At 60.5% G+C, this 16,665-nt stretch carries 15 protein-coding genes; 3 read left to right on the top strand and 12 right to left on the bottom strand.

Annotation, left to right across the window (positions count from 1 at the left end; translation table 11 throughout):
• Positions 1-129: 129 nt before the first annotated feature.
• Positions 130-510 carry a DUF2249 domain-containing protein gene (locus tag AC2T9U_RS01475; RefSeq protein WP_493696399.1) on the bottom strand — a complete coding sequence of 127 codons (381 nt, stop codon included), beginning with the start codon at positions 508-510 and terminating at the stop codon, positions 130-132.
• 631 nt (positions 511-1,141) lie between these two features.
• Here AC2T9U_RS01475 and AC2T9U_RS01470 point away from each other — a divergent pair.
• Positions 1,142-1,750, top strand: coding sequence for a CBS domain-containing protein (locus tag AC2T9U_RS01470; RefSeq protein ID WP_115031465.1), 609 nt, complete (start codon positions 1,142-1,144; stop codon positions 1,748-1,750).
• Between the two features lie 32 nt (positions 1,751-1,782).
• On the opposite strand, the gene AC2T9U_RS01465 is transcribed toward AC2T9U_RS01470, so the two are convergent.
• The 4 genes from AC2T9U_RS01465 to AC2T9U_RS01450 all read right to left on the bottom strand — a co-directional run bounded on the left by AC2T9U_RS01465 (position 1,783) and on the right by AC2T9U_RS01450 (position 6,159).
• Positions 1,783-3,003: an AI-2E family transporter gene (locus AC2T9U_RS01465; protein ID WP_493696398.1), complete on the bottom strand. Its 1,221-nt coding sequence runs from the start codon at positions 3,001-3,003 to the stop codon at positions 1,783-1,785.
• A 290-nt stretch (positions 3,004-3,293) separates the two neighbouring features.
• Positions 3,294-3,854, bottom strand: coding sequence for a NifU family protein (locus AC2T9U_RS01460; protein WP_115031469.1), 561 nt, complete (start codon positions 3,852-3,854; stop codon positions 3,294-3,296).
• Positions 3,851-5,812 (bottom strand): ferrous iron transporter B, encoded by a 1,962-nt coding sequence (feoB, locus tag AC2T9U_RS01455; RefSeq protein WP_493696397.1) that lies wholly within the window; start codon positions 5,810-5,812, stop codon positions 3,851-3,853. The genes AC2T9U_RS01460 and feoB overlap by 4 nt, the downstream gene beginning before the upstream one ends.
• Positions 5,809-6,159, bottom strand: a complete 351-nt coding sequence (locus tag AC2T9U_RS01450) for a FeoA family protein (RefSeq protein ID WP_493696396.1) — start codon at positions 6,157-6,159, stop codon at positions 5,809-5,811. Before AC2T9U_RS01450 ends, feoB begins: the two co-directional genes overlap by 4 nt.
• Before the next feature lie 269 nt (positions 6,160-6,428).
• Between AC2T9U_RS01450 and argE the strand changes: the two genes are divergently transcribed.
• Complete coding sequence (gene argE, locus AC2T9U_RS01445; protein ID WP_115031472.1) at positions 6,429-7,655, top strand: acetylornithine deacetylase; 1,227 nt, start codon at positions 6,429-6,431, stop codon at positions 7,653-7,655.
• Between the two features lie 7 nt (positions 7,656-7,662).
• On the opposite strand, the gene AC2T9U_RS01440 is transcribed toward argE, so the two are convergent.
• From AC2T9U_RS01440 to AC2T9U_RS01410, 7 genes are all read right to left on the bottom strand, one after another.
• A complete protein-coding gene (locus tag AC2T9U_RS01440; protein ID WP_208303952.1) occupies positions 7,663-8,790 on the bottom strand; it encodes an ABC transporter ATP-binding protein in 1,128 nt (375 codons plus the stop codon).
• A complete protein-coding gene (locus AC2T9U_RS01435) occupies positions 8,787-10,346 on the bottom strand; it encodes a hypothetical protein (RefSeq protein ID WP_493696395.1) in 1,560 nt (519 codons plus the stop codon). The genes AC2T9U_RS01440 and AC2T9U_RS01435 overlap by 4 nt, the downstream gene beginning before the upstream one ends.
• The gene (locus AC2T9U_RS01430) at positions 10,343-11,440 is read right to left on the bottom strand and encodes an extracellular solute-binding protein (RefSeq protein ID WP_493696394.1); all 1,098 of its coding nucleotides are present in this window, start codon (positions 11,438-11,440) and stop codon (positions 10,343-10,345) included. The genes AC2T9U_RS01435 and AC2T9U_RS01430 overlap by 4 nt, the downstream gene beginning before the upstream one ends.
• Positions 11,441-11,465: 25 nt before the next feature.
• Entirely contained in the window at positions 11,466-12,839 is a 1,374-nt protein-coding gene (locus AC2T9U_RS01425) for an MFS transporter (protein ID WP_493696393.1), read from the bottom strand.
• A 97-nt stretch (positions 12,840-12,936) separates the two neighbouring features.
• Positions 12,937-13,665, bottom strand: a complete 729-nt coding sequence (locus AC2T9U_RS01420; RefSeq protein WP_493696392.1) for a response regulator transcription factor — start codon at positions 13,663-13,665, stop codon at positions 12,937-12,939.
• On the bottom strand, positions 13,662-14,429 hold the full coding sequence (locus AC2T9U_RS01415) for a sensor histidine kinase (RefSeq protein ID WP_493696391.1): 768 nt from the start codon (positions 14,427-14,429) through the stop codon (positions 13,662-13,664). Before AC2T9U_RS01415 ends, AC2T9U_RS01420 begins: the two co-directional genes overlap by 4 nt.
• 220 nt (positions 14,430-14,649) lie before the next feature.
• A complete protein-coding gene (locus AC2T9U_RS01410; protein ID WP_493696390.1) occupies positions 14,650-15,063 on the bottom strand; it encodes a hypothetical protein in 414 nt (137 codons plus the stop codon).
• A 387-nt stretch (positions 15,064-15,450) separates the two neighbouring features.
• Here AC2T9U_RS01410 and AC2T9U_RS01405 point away from each other — a divergent pair, with 387 nt between their 5' ends.
• The gene (locus AC2T9U_RS01405) at positions 15,451-16,665 is read left to right on the top strand and encodes a toxic anion resistance protein (protein ID WP_115031507.1); all 1,215 of its coding nucleotides are present in this window, start codon (positions 15,451-15,453) and stop codon (positions 16,663-16,665) included.

The following is a 16,665-nucleotide window of genomic DNA, read 5'->3' as shown; positions in this document are numbered from 1 at the left end:
CCGCCAGAGATCGCCACCACTCACAACCAAATAAGGCAATACCCCCGACGGGACAATAAAACCCACTCTAGGCCGCCTAACTCAACGTATGCATCGGAACACGCCCCCATACGCCACTAGCCGACACACTCACACAATCCGCGCAAAAACCGTCCGACACTGCCCATCAGAGTCCACCGACTCAATCTCGTACTGCCCCGGCACCTGCTGCTCAATCAACATGAGAATCAACTCAGGACGCTCATCAGTCACCACCGCTACCTTCGATCCCAACGCCAACCCCATCACCACACCCAAAATCGCTGCCTGCCGAATCGCCGCATCAATAGGACGCGCATCCAACTCCGGAACCCGGCCGCCTTCACCACACCCACCCGAACCACACGCACACGCCCCACCACACCCACCAACAGACTGCTCCGAAGACACCACAACCACATCCTCACCACGACACAACATCACGACGCCCGAGACACTCGCCCCGAACCTGACGCGCCCATCATCACCCACCACCACCGCCCAACCACACCCACCAACCACCTAATGACCAAAACACCACATCTCAACCAACCCTCCTGGATGAGCACCCTGGTCGCTAAAACGGTCTCACATCCATCCTTCTGCGCGGCGTCCTCATTCCGATGGTGTTGTCCTTTGCCGGTGCACTATTCAAGGTGTTCGAGCCAGCTCCGATCCGGCCCGACACCACAGGTGATCCCCCCGTCTTCCTCTTCATCGACTGCCTGCTCCTGGGCCAAGTGGTGGTGATGACGCTGCTTCCGGTCATCATCAGTCATGCAATTTCAGGCATACAGTGCGCAGGCGCAGCGCGTTCTCGTGGCCGCCGCCGACGAGACGAATTCACGGCCCAGGGGAATAGAGCTCAGCCTGAACAACCTCCAAGAGCAAGCTGCGCGGCTCAACGGGACCTTCTACGCAGCGCTCCAGGAGTATCAAGTGGGTCTCCGAACTGCCCCTCCCGCTACACCCCAACTCGGCAGAAGCCGTCCGCAACCTTCCCACCCGGCCCGGCATGACTGGTCGCCCCTGCCAAATCACCCTCAACCCACCAAACACACACAACCCCACCACGACATGATGAAAAACTAGACACAACAAAACGATTCACCGAGGAGACACCATGCGCGTTCGCGAGATCATGTCCGCCCCCGCTATCACCGTGCAACGCGGCGCCAGCCTCCAAGACGCACTGGAGCTGCTCGCCACCCACCACGTCACCGCCCTACCCGTCATCGACGAAACAGGCGCACTATGCGGCATCATCAGCGAGCTAGACCTACTACGCGCAATCATGCCCAACCGCGCCGAAGACATGGGCGAGCAACCCCACGAAAAACTCGCCGAAATCTCCGACATCACCCAAACCGAAATCATCGACCCCCTCATGACCACCGACGTCCTCACCACCTACGAAGACGAAGACGTCGCCCACATCGCCGCCCACGTCTCCACCCGCAACATCCGCTCCGTACCCGTACTACGCAACGAGCGCATCATCGGCATCGTCAGCCGCAGCGACGTCATCGAAGCCCTCTTCCGCCCCGACGAAGAACTCCTCAACGACCTCACCGCCGACCTCGCCGACGAAGGCCTCTACGACTGGCACCCCACCGTCCAGCGCGGCATCGTCACCCTCACCGGCAACGGCAACGCCGAAGAAGCACAACAAGCCCTCGCCGTCGCCCGCGCCGCCGCCGGCGTCCGCAAAGTCTCCATCACCACCGCCTAAACCAACCACGCCCCACCCCCAACGGCCCACCCTCAGGACCCCTCTCCTGCAGGAGTGGGCCGTTCAGCTACACCCCCAGCTTCACCAACCAAACCAGCCTCATCCGAACGCGTCTGCGCCAACGCCCGCATCGTCACATTCGCAAACGCCACCAACGGCACAGCAAACAACGCCCCAGCAATCCCACCCAAACTCGTCCCCGCCAACACAGCCATCGCCACCGCCAACGGATGCACCTCCACGTGATGGGCCATGATCAACGGCTGCAACAAATGCGCCTCCAACTGCACCAACACCACAATGACCAGCGCCAAAACAACAGCAGCCCCCACACCACCCTCAACCAACCCCACCAGCACACACAAAACCCCGGCCACCGTCATGCCCACCAACGGCACATACGACCCCAAAAAAATCAACACCGACAACGCCAACGCCATCGGCACATCCAACAGAATCAACACAATAAAAAGCGTGCTCGCGTGCAGGAACGCAATAATCGTCTGCCCCCGCATAAACCCACCTACCGTATGCCACCCCATACGCCCCACCACATCAGCCCGACGCCGCGCCCGCGCCGGCAACAACGACAACACCCAACCCCACAACAACTCACCGTCACGCAACATAAAAAACGTCGACAGCAGCAACAACAAACCACCAGCAACCAAATGCCCCACCGTCGACAACGTCGCCAACGCCCCACTCAACAACACCTCTTGATTACGCGAAAGCAACGCCACAAGCTCAGCCGACAACCGATCAACCTGAGCCCTATCCACCTTCAACGGCCCATGCTGCGCCCACCACGCCGCATCATTAACGAACGTAATAAACCCATCCGCCAACACCGGCGCATTGCTACGAATCTGCCCCACCACGAACGTGAAAACCACGCCAATCGACGTCACCCCAATAAGCACCGCCAAAAAAGCTGCCAACGTATGTGGCACCCGCAACGACTCATGCAACCACCGCTGCACCGGCGTCAACACCGCCGCCAGCAACAAGGCACACACAAACGGAATCGTCACCAGCGGAACCAATGACAACGTCTTAACAACAAGAAATACCAACGCACCAATAAGCAGCAACCGCCACGACCACGCCGCGGCAATCTTCAACCCCCTCGGCACCGGCCCACCATGCATCCCCTCCCGAGGAATCTCACGCAACGCATCCACCCACGCAGGCGCAGCACCAGAGCGTGCCCGACCGGCACGTAACTTACGACCCAACGTCTCATCCGCCATCCTGGCGCCTTTCCCTCTAGAGCCTGCGCGGGCTCATCCCCACAACTCGAAAGCGTAGGCCCACCCCACCGACGAACGCAGAGCCTGAGCCGACCAGTGTGTCGAGAATGCTGCGCACATCACGCCACACTCACGTGCTCGGCACGCCACCCCACCTACAACAGGGCCACACACCAAACAACCCATCACCACGACAGGCACGGAATAACTACGCACAACGACGCCGCGTTGTTTCACACCCCATCGGCAACACCAACCAAAACCCCTAAACCCACCCCCAAAAAAACTCCTCACAACACCTGACGCACCCGCACTACCCCCGGCGCCACCGCCCTCAACTCAGCCTCAAAATGTCGCTGCAAAGTGAACGTCGAAGCAGCACACTGACCACACGCTCCACTCAACCGCAACAACACCTCTCCCCCAACGACATCGACGAGCTCCACCTGGCCACCATGAGAACGCACATACTCACCAGCCCGCCCCGCAATCGCCTCACGCACAGCATGAGCAAGCTCATCATCAAGAACAGCGCTCGGGCTACTCGACACCCCACCTGACTCCTGCGCCATCACCCACCCAGAAGGGTCATGTAACGCCGCAGCAAGCTCTGAACGCACCGCAGCACCCTCACTACGCCAGGAGGCCGGGGGCACAAGACGCACCACCATCGCAGTAGGACGCAACTCAATCTCTACTTGCCCGCGAGCCACACGCTCTTGCAAGAGCCCCGGAGCTGCAGCCACTAACCCCACGAACGGAAGCACACCCACAGGGACTATCCAGCGCAACACATCCGGATCTGCAGTCGCCTCTGGATGCATCGGAACCAGCTTGACCTGCCCCGTCACACGAACACCCCCACCACAGACCGTGTGATGAACGCCGCCACCCACGCGAGCACAAACATGTACCCAAACGCAATCACTGGCCACTTCCAGGTGTTGGATTCACGACGCATCACCACCACCGTGGACATGCATTGCAACGCGTACACAAAAAACACCAGGAGAGCTGCTGTTGTCGGAGCATCGAACAACCGGCGTTCCACCGTTTTCCCCGTGGCTCTGTCCACCTGCGAAACAGTCATCCGCTCCAAAGCAGTCGCGGGTTCTTCCGGATCTGAAGCAGCAGCGATCTGCCCCAACGTCGCCACGAACACTTCCCGCGCAGCCAAAGAAGCCACCACACCCACATTGATCCGCCAGTCAAAGCCCAGCGGTGCGAAAACAGGCTCAATTGCCTTACCAACCGTGGCCGCAGCAGAGTGATCCAACGTGTACTGCGACACTGCAGCCTCATCGCTGATGTCAACACCAGCGGACTGCATCTCCAGCAAGCCACGAACCGGAAGATTAAGCAGCAACCACAGCACGATCGTGACCGCCAAAATCACTGTGGTCACTTTCCGCACGAATGCCGCGCACGCCTCCCACACCGCCAACGCAACCGTGCTCAGCTTCGGAACCCGATACGGCGGAATCTCCATATAGAACGGCAAGACAGGCTCATCACGGCCGGTGAGCTTTTGAATGACGAACGCGGCAAGCATCGCTGAAACTGCACCCAACACATACAAAGCAAACATGACCAGGCCCTGCATGCCGAAAGGACCCACTCTGCTGTCATCAGGAACGAGCATTCCGATCAGCAACACATAAACCGGAAGCCGTGCTGAACACGTCATAAGCGGGGCCACCATCATGGTCGCGATGCGATCTCGCGCACTGGGCAGCGTACGGGTGGCCATCATTCCGGGGATCGCGCAGGCAAAAGAACTCAACAGAGCTACAAAAGCTCGCCCTTCTAGGCCAGTACGAGCCATGAGACGGTCCATGAGGAACGCGGCCCGAGATAAGTATCCAACCGATTCAAGGATCGACACCATAAGAAAGAGCAGAGCAATTTGTGGCAAGAAAACTGCCACACCACCAACCCCACCGATCAAAGCGTCTTTGACAAACGAGGCAAACCATGGTGATGAGATATGGGTTCCAGCCCACTCCCCCATCACGCCGAAGGCCTCTTCAACTATGTCTTGCAAAGGTGTAGCCACAGAAAAAATGACCTGGAAGAAGGAGAACATCACCGTGGCGAACACGAGTGTTCCCAAGATGGGGTGCAGCAGCAGTGCATCGATGCGGCGGGTTCGTACATCTTGTTCCGGGGCGTGGTAGCCGCAGGCATTTAGGACTGACTCTGCCCAGGAAGCACCTTCGGAAGGCTCCAACGGCGGCGGTAAGGACGGGAGAACCCAAGCAGTGGGATTTTCTAAGTGCGTGCGCAGCTTTTTAATGCCGTTACCACCAGCAACGACAGCTACCGCCGGAATCCCCAGGGCGCGTTGTAAGTCGTCGATGTTGAGGTTTCCGTTGCGACGCTGGACCTCGTCAGTAAAGGTCACCACAGCTGTAACTGGTAGGCCAGTAGCCATTGCTTGTGCGAGCAGTCCAAGAGAACGGCGCAGCGTCGTGGCATCCAGAATGACTAGTAGTGCATCGGGGGTAGCAATCGTGGTGTCTGCTGGGTCCAGAACCTGAGAGACAATTTGTTCATCTGGGCTGATCGGATCGAGCGAGTACGTGCCAGGAAGGTCTTCGATAACGACGGTGCGTCCAAGGCCTCGGACAGTGCCTTCGTATTTAGCAACGGTGACGCCTGGATAGTTACCTGTTTTGGCGTGTAGTCCTGTAAGTGCGTTAAATAGGGTGGTTTTTCCCGAGTTGGGAGCGCCGATAAGGGCGATGCGGGTCGCGTTTGCTTCAGCGGCGGGTGTGTTGTGTGGGGTTTTTTCGCAGTGGCTTTTCATGCCTGGGCCGCCGTGCTGGAAGCGGTGTCGATCAGAATGGCGACTGATTCACGAGCGCGCAGCGCTATCTCTATTCCCCCAACTCGGTAGATGACAGGGTCATGCAGGGGGGCGCAGCGAACAGGGGTGATGTCTAGGCCGGGGGTAAATCCGAGGTCGAGGAGACGGCGGGCTACTTGGGGTGCCAGTGAGTTGCTGAATCCTGTGATGTGGGCGGTGGCTCCTAGGGGCAACCCACGGAGCGGCTGCACTGTTGTGGGTGCTGAACCCACTTCTCTTTCAGCGGATTTCGCGGATTTTGGGATAGATAAAGTACGCCGGGACAGCTGTTCAGCAACTGCAGACACGGGATTCCTCCGACACAACACAGGCCGGAACATGTAGCCCGGCATTAAGTGAGCCTCACCTTATTTGCTGGTCAGGGGCGGTGCAACAGATGTGTATCTGTTTCTCTGAATAAACTCAGGTGATTTTTTTCAACAGATATACGCGATGCATAAAACTGATTCACGTCAGGAAATTACGAAAATCGTTAAGCTTCAAACAAATACATCTACTAATGTCCGTGTGGCGCGCATTTCAAACTTGCTGACACGCATCGGGTATACACGTGTGCATGAGCGAATCACCTTCCTTCGCAGAGCAACCGGGTCATCGGCAACTCACCGACTCCTTCGCCGAACCAAAGCTGCGCTGCCTGGACTGGATTCGCCGCCTCGTCTCCTACGACACCACTAGCCGAAACAGCAACCTCGAACTCATCACCGCTGTCGTCACTGAATGCGAACGCCTAGGCCTAACTCCGCGTATTTTCCCTGCTCCCGCGCAGGAGAAAGCCAACGTGGTGGTGACGGTGCCGGACCGATACGGCCGCACCGATGGTGGAGTGATGGTTTCTGGACACACAGATACGGTGCCTGTGGACGGGCAAGCGTGGAGTTGTGATCCGTTCACGGTGCGGGTGGCTGATGGGCGTTTGTATGGGCGTGGCGTGTGCGACATGAAGGGCTATATCGGTGTGGTGTTAGAGGCGCTTCCTCGGTTCGCGGCGGCGTCGCTGAATGAGCCTTTCCATGTGGCGTTGACTTATGACGAGGAGTTGGCGTGTTTGGGGGCTGAGCATTTAGTTACTCAGCTGCCTGGGGCGGGGTTGGTGCCTAGGGTGGTGTTTGTCGGTGAGCCCACACGTATGCAGGTGGTGACGGCGCATAAGTCGATGAGTGTGGTGCAGGTGCGCTTTCGTGGAGTGCCAGCGCATTCGTCGTTGCCTTCTGCGGGGGTGAACGCTATCGAGCATGCTGCTGAGCTTGTGCTGTATTTGCGGGGTTTGGCTGATGCTTGGGTGCGTAACGGTCCGTTTGATGATGCGTATGTGGTTCCGCACACGACGTTGTCGGTGAACATGTTGGCTGGTGGTACTGCGCGCAACATTGTTCCGGGTGAGTGCCTCATCACTTTCGAGTTTCGTAGTTTGCCGGAGATTTCCCCGGAAGTGGTGATCAGTGAGGTGAAGGCGGAGGCAGCGCGTATCGGGGCGCGAATGAATCATGAGCATCCGGATGCGGATGTGGAGGTGGAGGTTCTTGCGATGGTGCCGGCTTTGGATAGTGATCCACGTGGGGTTGCTGCTGAGTATGCGCGGGGGTGTGGTGGTGTTGTTCCTGGCCCCAAGGTCACGTATGGCACTGAGGCAGGGTTGTTTGCTGGGTTGGGTGCTGATGCGGTTGTGTGTGGTCCGGGGGATATTGCGCAGGCGCACACGCCTGATGAGTGGATTGAGGTTTCTCAGCTTGCTGCGTGTGAGGAGTTTTTTGATGCGCTTTTGCATCGTATGACGCAGTGAAGTGGGGTTAGCTGGATGGGAGTCGTGGGGCGGCGGTTTCGGCTGGTAAGGCCCACAGTCGGGTGGCGTCGAGGTTGATTTCGACTTCGTCGCCGGCTGCTGTCATGGCGGCGTCGGAGTCGGGTTGGGTGTGGACGGTGATGCGTCCGGCGATGGTTTCGACGTCTACGTGGTGGAAGGCGCCCATGTAGATGTTGTCTGTTACTTGTCCTAGTGCGCCAAGGAGTTGGCGTGCTCGGCGACCGGTGGGTTCGGCGGTTGCGCTGTCTGGGTATCCGATGACGACGAGGTCGTGGGCGCCGGGGGTGAGGGTGTCGCAGGCGGGGACGTTGAGGTGTTGGCCTAGTAGGCATACGTGTGCGGTGGCGGCGCCGAATCGGTCGTGGGTGATGGTGCCGTGTGCAGGTAAGAAGATGCTTGCTCGCAGGTGTCGGGCGACTTCGAGTGTGGAGGGACGTTCGCGTAGGTCTGCGGGGGTTCCTATTTGCATGATGCGTCCGCCGCTGAGGTAGACCATTTGGTCTGCGACGGAGAAGGCTTCGTCGAGGTCGTGGGTGACGTAGAAGGTTGTGCATCCGAGGCGTCGGTGTGTGTGGATGATTTCGGCTTTGAGTTGTCCGGATGCGTAGGTGTCGACGTGGGCGAGTGGTTCGTCGAGGCATAGGACAGTGGGCACGCGTACGAGTGCGCGGGCGAGGGCGACTTTTTGTTGTTGGCCGGTGGATAGGCGGTGTGGGTGCCGGTTGGCTAGGTGGTCGATGCCGAGGGAGAGCATGGCTACGTCGACGCTGTGTTCAGTGCGTAGGCGTCGGCTGCGAGAGAGGCGGATGTTGTCGCGGACGGTCATGTGGGTGAACAGAGAGGGGGTGTCGAGCATCATGGCGATGGGGCGGCGGTGTGGTGGTAGTGCGTTGACTTCGCGGCCGTCGATTCGTACGGAGCCGGTGGCGGGGGTCAGGCCGCTGAGGGCGCGTAGGAGTGTTGATTTTCCGGCGCCGGAGCGTCCGAGGATGACGACGATTTCGCCGGGTTCGGCGTCGAGGTTGATGTCGTGCAGTAGTGGTGTTGTTCCGGTGTGGACGTTGAGCCCGCGGATGGAGACACCGGCGTGGACGTCGTGGTTGGGGTGAGTCATCGGCGTCCTTTGGGGCGGGTTGGGGTGTGGGGTTGGATTGTGGCGCGCATTGCTGCTGCGAGGGTGGCTACGAGTATGGAGACGGTGGCTGAGATGCGGAAGGCGTCGGGGTAGTCGGCGGCGTCGAGGAGTTTGAACAGGCGCAGCATGACTAGGGGGGTGTCTGGTGGGCTTACCCACAGCAGGGGGGCTGCGAGTGCGGCGCATTGGGAGAAGACGACGAGGAAGCCGCAGATGACGATGTTGGTTGATCTGGGGAGGACGACTTCGATGAATGCAGCCAGTGGTCGTACGCCTTGTAGGAGTGCGATTTCGTAGTCGTCTCGGGAGAGTACGGGGCCGATGATGACGGTGAGGAGGTATGTCAGGGCAAGGGCTGCGGGTAGGCAGGCTAGGAGGAGTCCGGCCAAGCGGGTGTCGGTGTAGTTGCCGAGGGTTGGGTTGGGGGTGTGGATGCTTAGGCGTAGGCCGGTGCCGATTGTTGCGCCGGGCAGGGTGAGCAGGGTGAGGAAGAAGGCGTCGATGGTGCGGCGTGCGTGCCTTCCCCAGGCGCGGCCGAGGTGTTTTCGGATGTGGAGAGCAAGTGAGGCGAGGGCGAGGGCGAGGGCGAGGACGAGGAAGGCCAGTCCCATTGTGTTGATGACGACTTCGGTGATGGCTGGGCCGCCGCGGGATTGGCTACCGATGAGGATCATGATGGTGATGAGGGTGGCGCTGGTTGTTGCGGCGATAGTGACGATGGTGGTGGGGATCCAGGTGTGTGATCCCACGGGGCGGGACCAGTCGGCGGTGGTGGTGTGTAGGCGGAATGATTCGGGGAGTTCTGGGTTGCGTAGGAGTAGGTGGCGGCAGGTGCATAGCGCTGCGGCCAGGACGCAGATGTGTGGGATGACCAGGAGGAGGGCTTGGCCTGCTTCGAGGTGTGCTTGGTCGAAGGCGTGGGCGCGGAACCAGATTTCACTGGCGGCGAAGGGTAGGCGTGGGGCGACGAGGGTGGGGGTGACGGGGTCGGACATGGCGATGGAGAACAGGAAGGCGATGAGGCATGGGGTGGCTAGGGCAAGGCGGTGCCCGAGAACGATTTTGAGTAGGTGTGGTCCGTAGAGGCCAGCGACGCGGGCGGCGTCGATGTGTGAGGCGGTGATGCCGCGTAGGGCTACGCGAATGCCGAAGTGTGCTGGTGGGGTTAGGGCGATGGCGTAGGTGAGGATGAGGGCTGTGGGGCCAGTGAATTCGGTGGTGGGTAACAGGTGCGTTAGGGGGCTGGTGCGGCCGAGGATCAGTTTGAGGAGGGATCCGATGATGAATGGGGGGACGGTGAGTTGGAAGAGGAAGAGGGCGTCTAGGAGGGTTTGGGCGCGGCTGGAGAGCATGGTTGCGCAGATGGCAGTGGTAGCGCCGATGGCGCAGGCTGCGATGGAGGCTGCTGCGCATACGAGCAGGGCGGTGAGGATGGGCCACCAGGTGGGGCGTGTTGGTGAGGTGGTGGCGGTGATAGTGAGGATGATGGCGGTCAGGGCGGTGAGGGTCAGGGCAGTGTAGGTGGTTCGTGTCATGGCCAGACTTGTTTGGCGATCCAGTCCATCCAGGCTGATCGAGTGGTTTCGGCGCGTTTGGGGTCCAGGGTGAGTAGGGGTAGGTGGGATGTTGTTAGGCGTTGTCCGATGTGACCGGGGGCTACTTGGCTGACGGGGGCTTGGTCGAGTCCAGCTTGGCGTGCGGCTTGTTGGCCGGTGGGTGACAGGAGCCAGTTCATGGCGGCGGTGGCGTGGGTCTTGTGGGTGGTTCCGGTCAGGACGCCGCCGGAGGCGATTTCGTAGCTGGTTCCTTCGCGGGGGTGGGTGATGGTCAGGGGGCGGCCGGTGCGGGTGGTTTTGCCGTGGCAGTAGGGCTCGTAGGAGATGGCGACGGCGGCTTCACCGCGGGCGACGATGTCGCTGGGTGCATTGCCTGCTCGGGTGAAGCGTTCGACGTTGCCGAGTAGGTGGGTGATGTCGGTGCGGGAGAGTCCTGCGGCGTCGAGGGTGAGCAGTGTTGCGTACCCGGTGCCGGAGGAAAGTGGTGAAGGCATGGATATCCAGCCTGGTCGGCGCGGTGCGGTGAGTTCTTTCCAGGAGTGCGGGGTGGGGGCATGGAGTTTGGTGAGGGCGTCGGGGTCGGAGCAGAAGGCTAGGACGGAGGCGTATACGCCGAACCAGCGGCCGTGTTGGTCGCGGAATTGTGGGGGTAGGTCGCTGGCGTGTGGGGGTGTGCTGGGTAGGAGGAGGCCTTGGGCGGCTGCGTATCGGTAGTTTTCGGAAGGACCGCCTACCCAGAGGTCGAATTCGGGGTGTGTGTGGCTGGTTTGGAGGCGTTTGAGGGCTTCTTGGGTGGGTAGGGCGACGTATCGAACGTCGAGGCCGAGGTCGCGTTTGAGGCCGGTTTGCCATTGCTCGCATACGCGGGTGTCGTTTGAGCACATGAGGATCAGGTCGGCGCGGGGCGGGAAGAGGGTGTGCCCCATGGAGATGATTGATACGGCCGCCACTGCGCACAGGGTGGCCAGGCGCAGCCATTTGGCGAGCACTGTTGTCCTTCCGGCCCAGTGAGTTGGATCGGTCAATTTAGCAATCACGGCGTGCAGGGGAGCCTTGTGGGCTGTTCCCTGCACGCCGTGATTGGTGTGGCCGATGAGGCTAAGCGGTGGTGGCGGCGGTGTGTTCGGCCATGAGGCGTTTTTCTTCGCGCCAGATCACTTGGAAGATGGCTAGGACCAGGACGTTGAAGGCCAGGAATGTCATGAAGGTAACGTCCCATCCTGCGTATTTGACGAGGAATCCAACGCCGGTGGAGGCCAGGGTTGCGCCGAGGAGGTAGCCGAATAGTCCGGTGAATCCGGCGGCGGTTCCGGCGATGTTGCGTGGGGATAAGTCTAGGGCTTGGAGGCCGATAAGGGCGACGGGGCCATAGATGAACCCACCGATGAGGGAGATGAAGAGTAGGAGTACCCAGGCTGGGGTGCCGACTGGGGCTAGCCAGTAGGCGGCGGTGGAGGCTGCGGCGCCGAGCATGAAGAGTGAGACGGTGGCGGATCGGTTGGTGCCGAGGAGTTTGTCTGAGACCCAGCCGCACAGGATGGTGCCGAGCAGTCCGGCTAGTTCGAAGGCTGCGAAGCCGACGAGTCCTGATCCGATGCTCATGTGGTGGTGTTCGGATAGGTAGGTGGTGATCCAGTGCAGGACGCCGTAGCGCAGGGCGTAGACGAAAACGTTAGCGATGGCGAGCAGCATGATGATGCGGCTGCGAAGGATGTGGGTGACGACGAGCTCTTTGGTGGAGATGCGTTCGGTGCCTTCGGCGGTGGTGTCTGAGACTTTTGCCGGGTCGTTGCGGTATTCGTCGATGGGGGGTAGGCCGACTGCCGGTGGGTTGTCGTGGATGAGGAAGAAGGCCACGGCAGCGACGGCCAGGGCGACGAGGGCTGGTAGCCAGTAGGCGCCTTGCCAGTTTTTGCCGCTGGCTCCTAGGCCAATGCCAACGAGTACGGGTAGGACGCCTGCGCCGAGGTTGTGTGAGGTGTTCCAGAGTGAGCCTTTCCAGCCGCGTTCGCTGGTGCTGAACCATTGGACGATGATGCGTCCGCAGGGTGGGTAGCCCATGCCTTGGAACCAGCCGTTGAGGAACATGACGGTGGCGAAGAGGCCGACGCTGGCGGTGACCCAGGGCACGAACGCGACGACGAGGTTCATGAGTGCTGATAGGGCCAGCCCGAGGGGTAGGAAGTATCGGGCGTTTGATCTGTCGGAGATCATGGCGCTGAAGAATTTGCTCAGGCCGTAGCTGACGAGTACTGCGTTGCCGATGATGCCGATGGCGGGTTTGTCGATGGCGCCGCCTTCGTCGAGCAGGAGGGGCGCGATGGTGGAGATGTTGTTACGGATGAGGTAGAACCCGGCGTAGCCGAGGAAAATCCCCATGAACACCTGGAACCGGTAGCGGCGGTACGTGGAGGCAACCGCCTCCGTGGGGAGTGGGGCGGCCGGCGGCGGTGCCTGCAGCCAGGTGAACATGGGGACTCCTTTGTGCGGGTCGTGGGTGACGTCACGATTCTTCGCTTGTGGGAGTAACGGCGGCAGTGGGCGTTGGTAACTGTTGGTGCCAGTTTTGTTACCGAGTTTGGGTTGGGTTAGGGGTGAGTGGTTCGAGGGTGAAGACGTATCCGGCTCCGCGTACGGCGGTGATGATTTCGGCGGGTAGTCCAGCTGCTTCGAGTTTGCGGCGGAGTCGGTAGGCGGTGGATTTAACCATGTTGCGTCCGCCTTGGGTTGCGCTTGTTTCCCATACTTCGTTGAGCAGGGCTCGTAGGGGGACGATTTCTTCTGGGCGGGTGATGAGTGCTTGGAGTAGGCGGCTTTCGGTGGTGGTGACGTCCAGGCGGGTGCCGTTGACGTGGACGGCGTGGCTGGCGGGGGCCAGGGTGATGGGGCCGCAGCAGATGGTGGTGGCGGTGTGGGTGGTGGCTAGTCCGTAGCGGCGCATGATGGCTCGCACGCGCAGGATGAGTTCTTTGGGTGAGAAGGGTTTGGCGAGGTGGTCATCGGCGCCTGCTTCGAGGCCGGTGACGCGGTCGTCGGTGTCGCCTAGGGCGGTGAGCATGATGACGGGGATGTCTTTGGTGCTGCGGATGCGGCGGCAGAGGTCGTATCCGTTGGAGTCCGGGAGCATGACGTCGAGAATGACTAGGCAGCAGTCGTGGCGTTCGAATAGTGACCAGCCGTCGTGGGCGGTGTGGGCGGTGAGTACTTCGAGGTTTTCGTTTTCGAGGGCGAACGAGATGATTTGGGCGACTTGGGGTTCGTCGTCGATAGCGAGTACGTACCGGGGTGTTGGTGTCATGCACGGCTCCGGGGCAGGGTCAGAAGCACGGATGTGCCGTGGTGAGCGATGGAGTCGACGAGGAGGCGTCCGCCGTGGACGTTCACGATGTCGCGGGTGATGGACATGCCTAGGCCAGCTCCGCTGAGCAGTCCGGCGCGTGGTTCGTATTGCTCAAAGGGTACGAAGACTGAGCGGCAGCGTTGGCGGCTCATACCGGGGCCGAGATCGGCGACGGTGATGACGACGTTGTTTTCGCCGGCGCGGGCGTGGACACGGATGTCGCTAGTTTCAGCGGCGTAGCGGGCGGCGTTGTTGATGACGTTCCAGAACGCGTGGCGTAAAAGTACGGGGTCTGCGTGGACGTGCAGTGGGTCGCCTTGGTCGTCGACGACGATGGGAATGGCGCTGGTTTCGCGCAGTTCTTGAGCGGTTTCGCGTAGTAGGAGGCGTACATCGCAGGGTTGCAGGTCTGGACGGAAGTCGTCGCTGTGCATGCGGGCGGAGACGAGGAAGGTGGCGGCTACTCCGATAGCACGGACGCTGTTGGTGCGGATGGTGTCCAAAAGTTTGCGTTGTTGGGGGGTGAGTTGTTCTGTGTCGAGAGTTTCGGCGAGCAGTTCGGTGGCGCCTTCGACCAGGGAGAGGGGGGTGCGGATTTCGTGGGCGAGCACTTGGTGTTCTGGCAGTTCGGGGTGCAGGTGGCGGCGGGGTTTCCAAAGTCGGCCGACGGCGACGCCAACGATGAGCGCTGCGCCTGCTATGACGGCTCCGACGACATCCACCTGCTCACGCTAGCGGGCGTGTGGGCAGGTGGATGTCGTCGATACCGCCGCGGACTGCACTAGTCCGGAATTTTTGTCCGCGCGCAGGTGAAGTCGCTTGGTGATGACTCGATACAAACCTGCGGGAGCAGCACGAGGCGCGGTGAGCGCATCACTCGCTCACCGCGCCTCGGCCGCCGCGGCAGCCAGGCGCCCCCTCAGGCACCCGGCCTCGCGGCCGTCAGACGTTCATGTGGTCCGGACCGAGTCGCCCCAACTCGCGGCCCACTAAGAACGCTAACGTCATATCGAGAAGATCCCCCGAGAACGGATTTCCGTCCGGGCATCCTTCTTCGTACATCGTGTGAATGTGCTCGGCGTATTCGACGCTGATGTCTTCGCCGTTTTTTAAAGGACCGGCCAGGCGATCCATCGCAATTTGCAGCACATAGAAGCTGACCCGCAAGCCTTCTTCAGGAATGTCATCAGGAATACTCTCACTTGTTGCCACATAGATGAGCTCTTTGTCGGTTTCAGTCAATCCGCGCAACTCTGCTGGGCTGGCATCGAACCATCGCACGTCACCTGTCACCGGGGCACCGACCTGCACCGCTGCGGCCCGTATCAGAGGGGAAAGCCCGAAGCTGCCCATCATGTCAACCTCTTCCCGACCCGTCCGGGGACCCGACGTCCCGCGTGAATACGCGCACCTATCGGCACCCGACCGAAGTCTCTGAGTCAGCAAACCCCCTCGATTTATTTACCGCTTCCTGCGAGATCAACTGCCTAACAACCACACTGCACCCGAACCCTAGCTGTGTGTGAGATGTTCACAGTTACCGGGCCTCGGCGTGTCGGCCCAGCAGTACGTGGTATTTCCACCCCCACCAGCATCAGCACAACACGGGAACGATATGGAACAGTTGTACGTGAACCCGGTGGGTCACCGGAGCCGCTGAACTACTGGCACAACCAGCCACATGGCTAGGCCCACCTACCACGCCATCACGCACGGGCCACCGGCCCGGAACAGGGGAGGACCATGACGACGCCGTTGCAGCCACCGGAGCCCGTCCTCAAACTGGAAGCCCCTGCGCCGCCACAACCCGTTGCCGCCACCTCCGCTCCCAAAATGGCCCCCGCAGTCCCCGAGAGCGCTATCCCCGCCCTGGACGACAAAGTCAACGAGTTCATGCGCGGGTTGGACGCCGCAGCAACTAAATCACCCGAATTCGAATCCCGCGCTGCCGAAGTACGAGGCATGGGCGACGCCGACATCCGCCGCGCCGCCGAATCCAGCAACCGTCTACTCCAAACCCCCGTCAAAGCACTCAACGACGGCGAAATCAGCAAAGAATCCAAAGTCTCCAACACCCTGTTTGAGCTACGCCGCACCGTTGAAGACCTCGACCCCGGCAAAGCCTCCGTCGGTAAAAAACTTCTCGGATTCATTCCGATGGGCGGGAAAATCACCGATTACTTCCGCCGCTACGAATCCGCCCAGAAACACATCGACGGCATCCTGCACTCCCTACGCAGCGGCCAAGACGAACTACTCAAAGACAACGCCGCCCTCAACGTCGAAAAAAACCAGCTCTGGGAATCCATGGGCAAGCTTAACCAGTACGTTTACGTCGCAGAACAACTCGACGCACGAGTCTCAGCTCAAATCACCGAACTAGATGTCAGCGACCCCGAACGCGCCAAAGCGATGCGTGAAGACGTTCTCTTCTATATCCGGCAGAAACACCAAGACCTACTCACCCAGCTGGCCGTGTCAATCCAGAACTACCTGGCCATCGACATCGTCATCAAAAACAATCTCGAACTCATCAAAGGTGTCGACCGGGCCAGCACCACCACCGTCTCAGCCCTGCGCACCGCGATCATCGTCGCCCAAGCCCTTAACAACCAAAAGCTCGTCCTAGAACAAATCACCGCGCTCAACACCACCACCTCCAACCTCATCCAATCAACGTCCGAGATGCTGCGCGACAACTCCGTCACCATCCAGCAACAAGCAGCCAGCTCCACCATCGGCCTACCCCAGCTACAGGCCGCGTTCGCGAACATCTACCAAACCATGGACGCCATCGACCAGTTCAAACTGGAAGCGCTCGACAACATGGCTACCACCATCGGCACCCTCGAAGGTGAAGTCAGCAAATCCCGCGCTTACCTCGACCGCGCCAAAAAAGTCGACGAACGCCACAACAACGGCACACTGAACATCGGCGGCCCCAACCCCCGCCCCTGA

Source organism: Dermatophilus sp. B7861-1 (assembly GCF_058996045.1).
The sequence above is the reverse complement of the archived record's forward strand: the minus strand, read 5'-3'. Positions and strand labels throughout refer to the sequence as shown.

Coding starts and splice junctions, on each gene's coding strand:
- AC2T9U_RS01470 (WP_115031465.1), top strand. CDS start 1,142: ATGCGCGTTCGCGAGATCATGTCCGCCCCCGCTATCACCGTGCAACGC.
- AC2T9U_RS01465 (WP_493696398.1), bottom strand. CDS start 3,003: ATGGCGGATGAGACGTTGGGTCGTAAGTTACGTGCCGGTCGGGCACGC.
- feoB (WP_493696397.1), bottom strand. CDS start 5,812: ATGAAAAGCCACTGCGAAAAAACCCCACACAACACACCCGCCGCTGAA.
- argE (WP_115031472.1), top strand. CDS start 6,429: ATGAGCGAATCACCTTCCTTCGCAGAGCAACCGGGTCATCGGCAACTC.
- AC2T9U_RS01440 (WP_208303952.1), bottom strand. CDS start 8,790: ATGACTCACCCCAACCACGACGTCCACGCCGGTGTCTCCATCCGCGGG.
- AC2T9U_RS01435 (WP_493696395.1), bottom strand. CDS start 10,346: ATGACACGAACCACCTACACTGCCCTGACCCTCACCGCCCTGACCGCC.
- AC2T9U_RS01425 (WP_493696393.1), bottom strand. CDS start 12,839: ATGTTCACCTGGCTGCAGGCACCGCCGCCGGCCGCCCCACTCCCCACG.
- AC2T9U_RS01420 (WP_493696392.1), bottom strand. CDS start 13,665: ATGACACCAACACCCCGGTACGTACTCGCTATCGACGACGAACCCCAA.
- AC2T9U_RS01410 (WP_493696390.1), bottom strand. CDS start 15,063: ATGATGGGCAGCTTCGGGCTTTCCCCTCTGATACGGGCCGCAGCGGTG.
- AC2T9U_RS01405 (WP_115031507.1), top strand. CDS start 15,451: ATGACGACGCCGTTGCAGCCACCGGAGCCCGTCCTCAAACTGGAAGCC.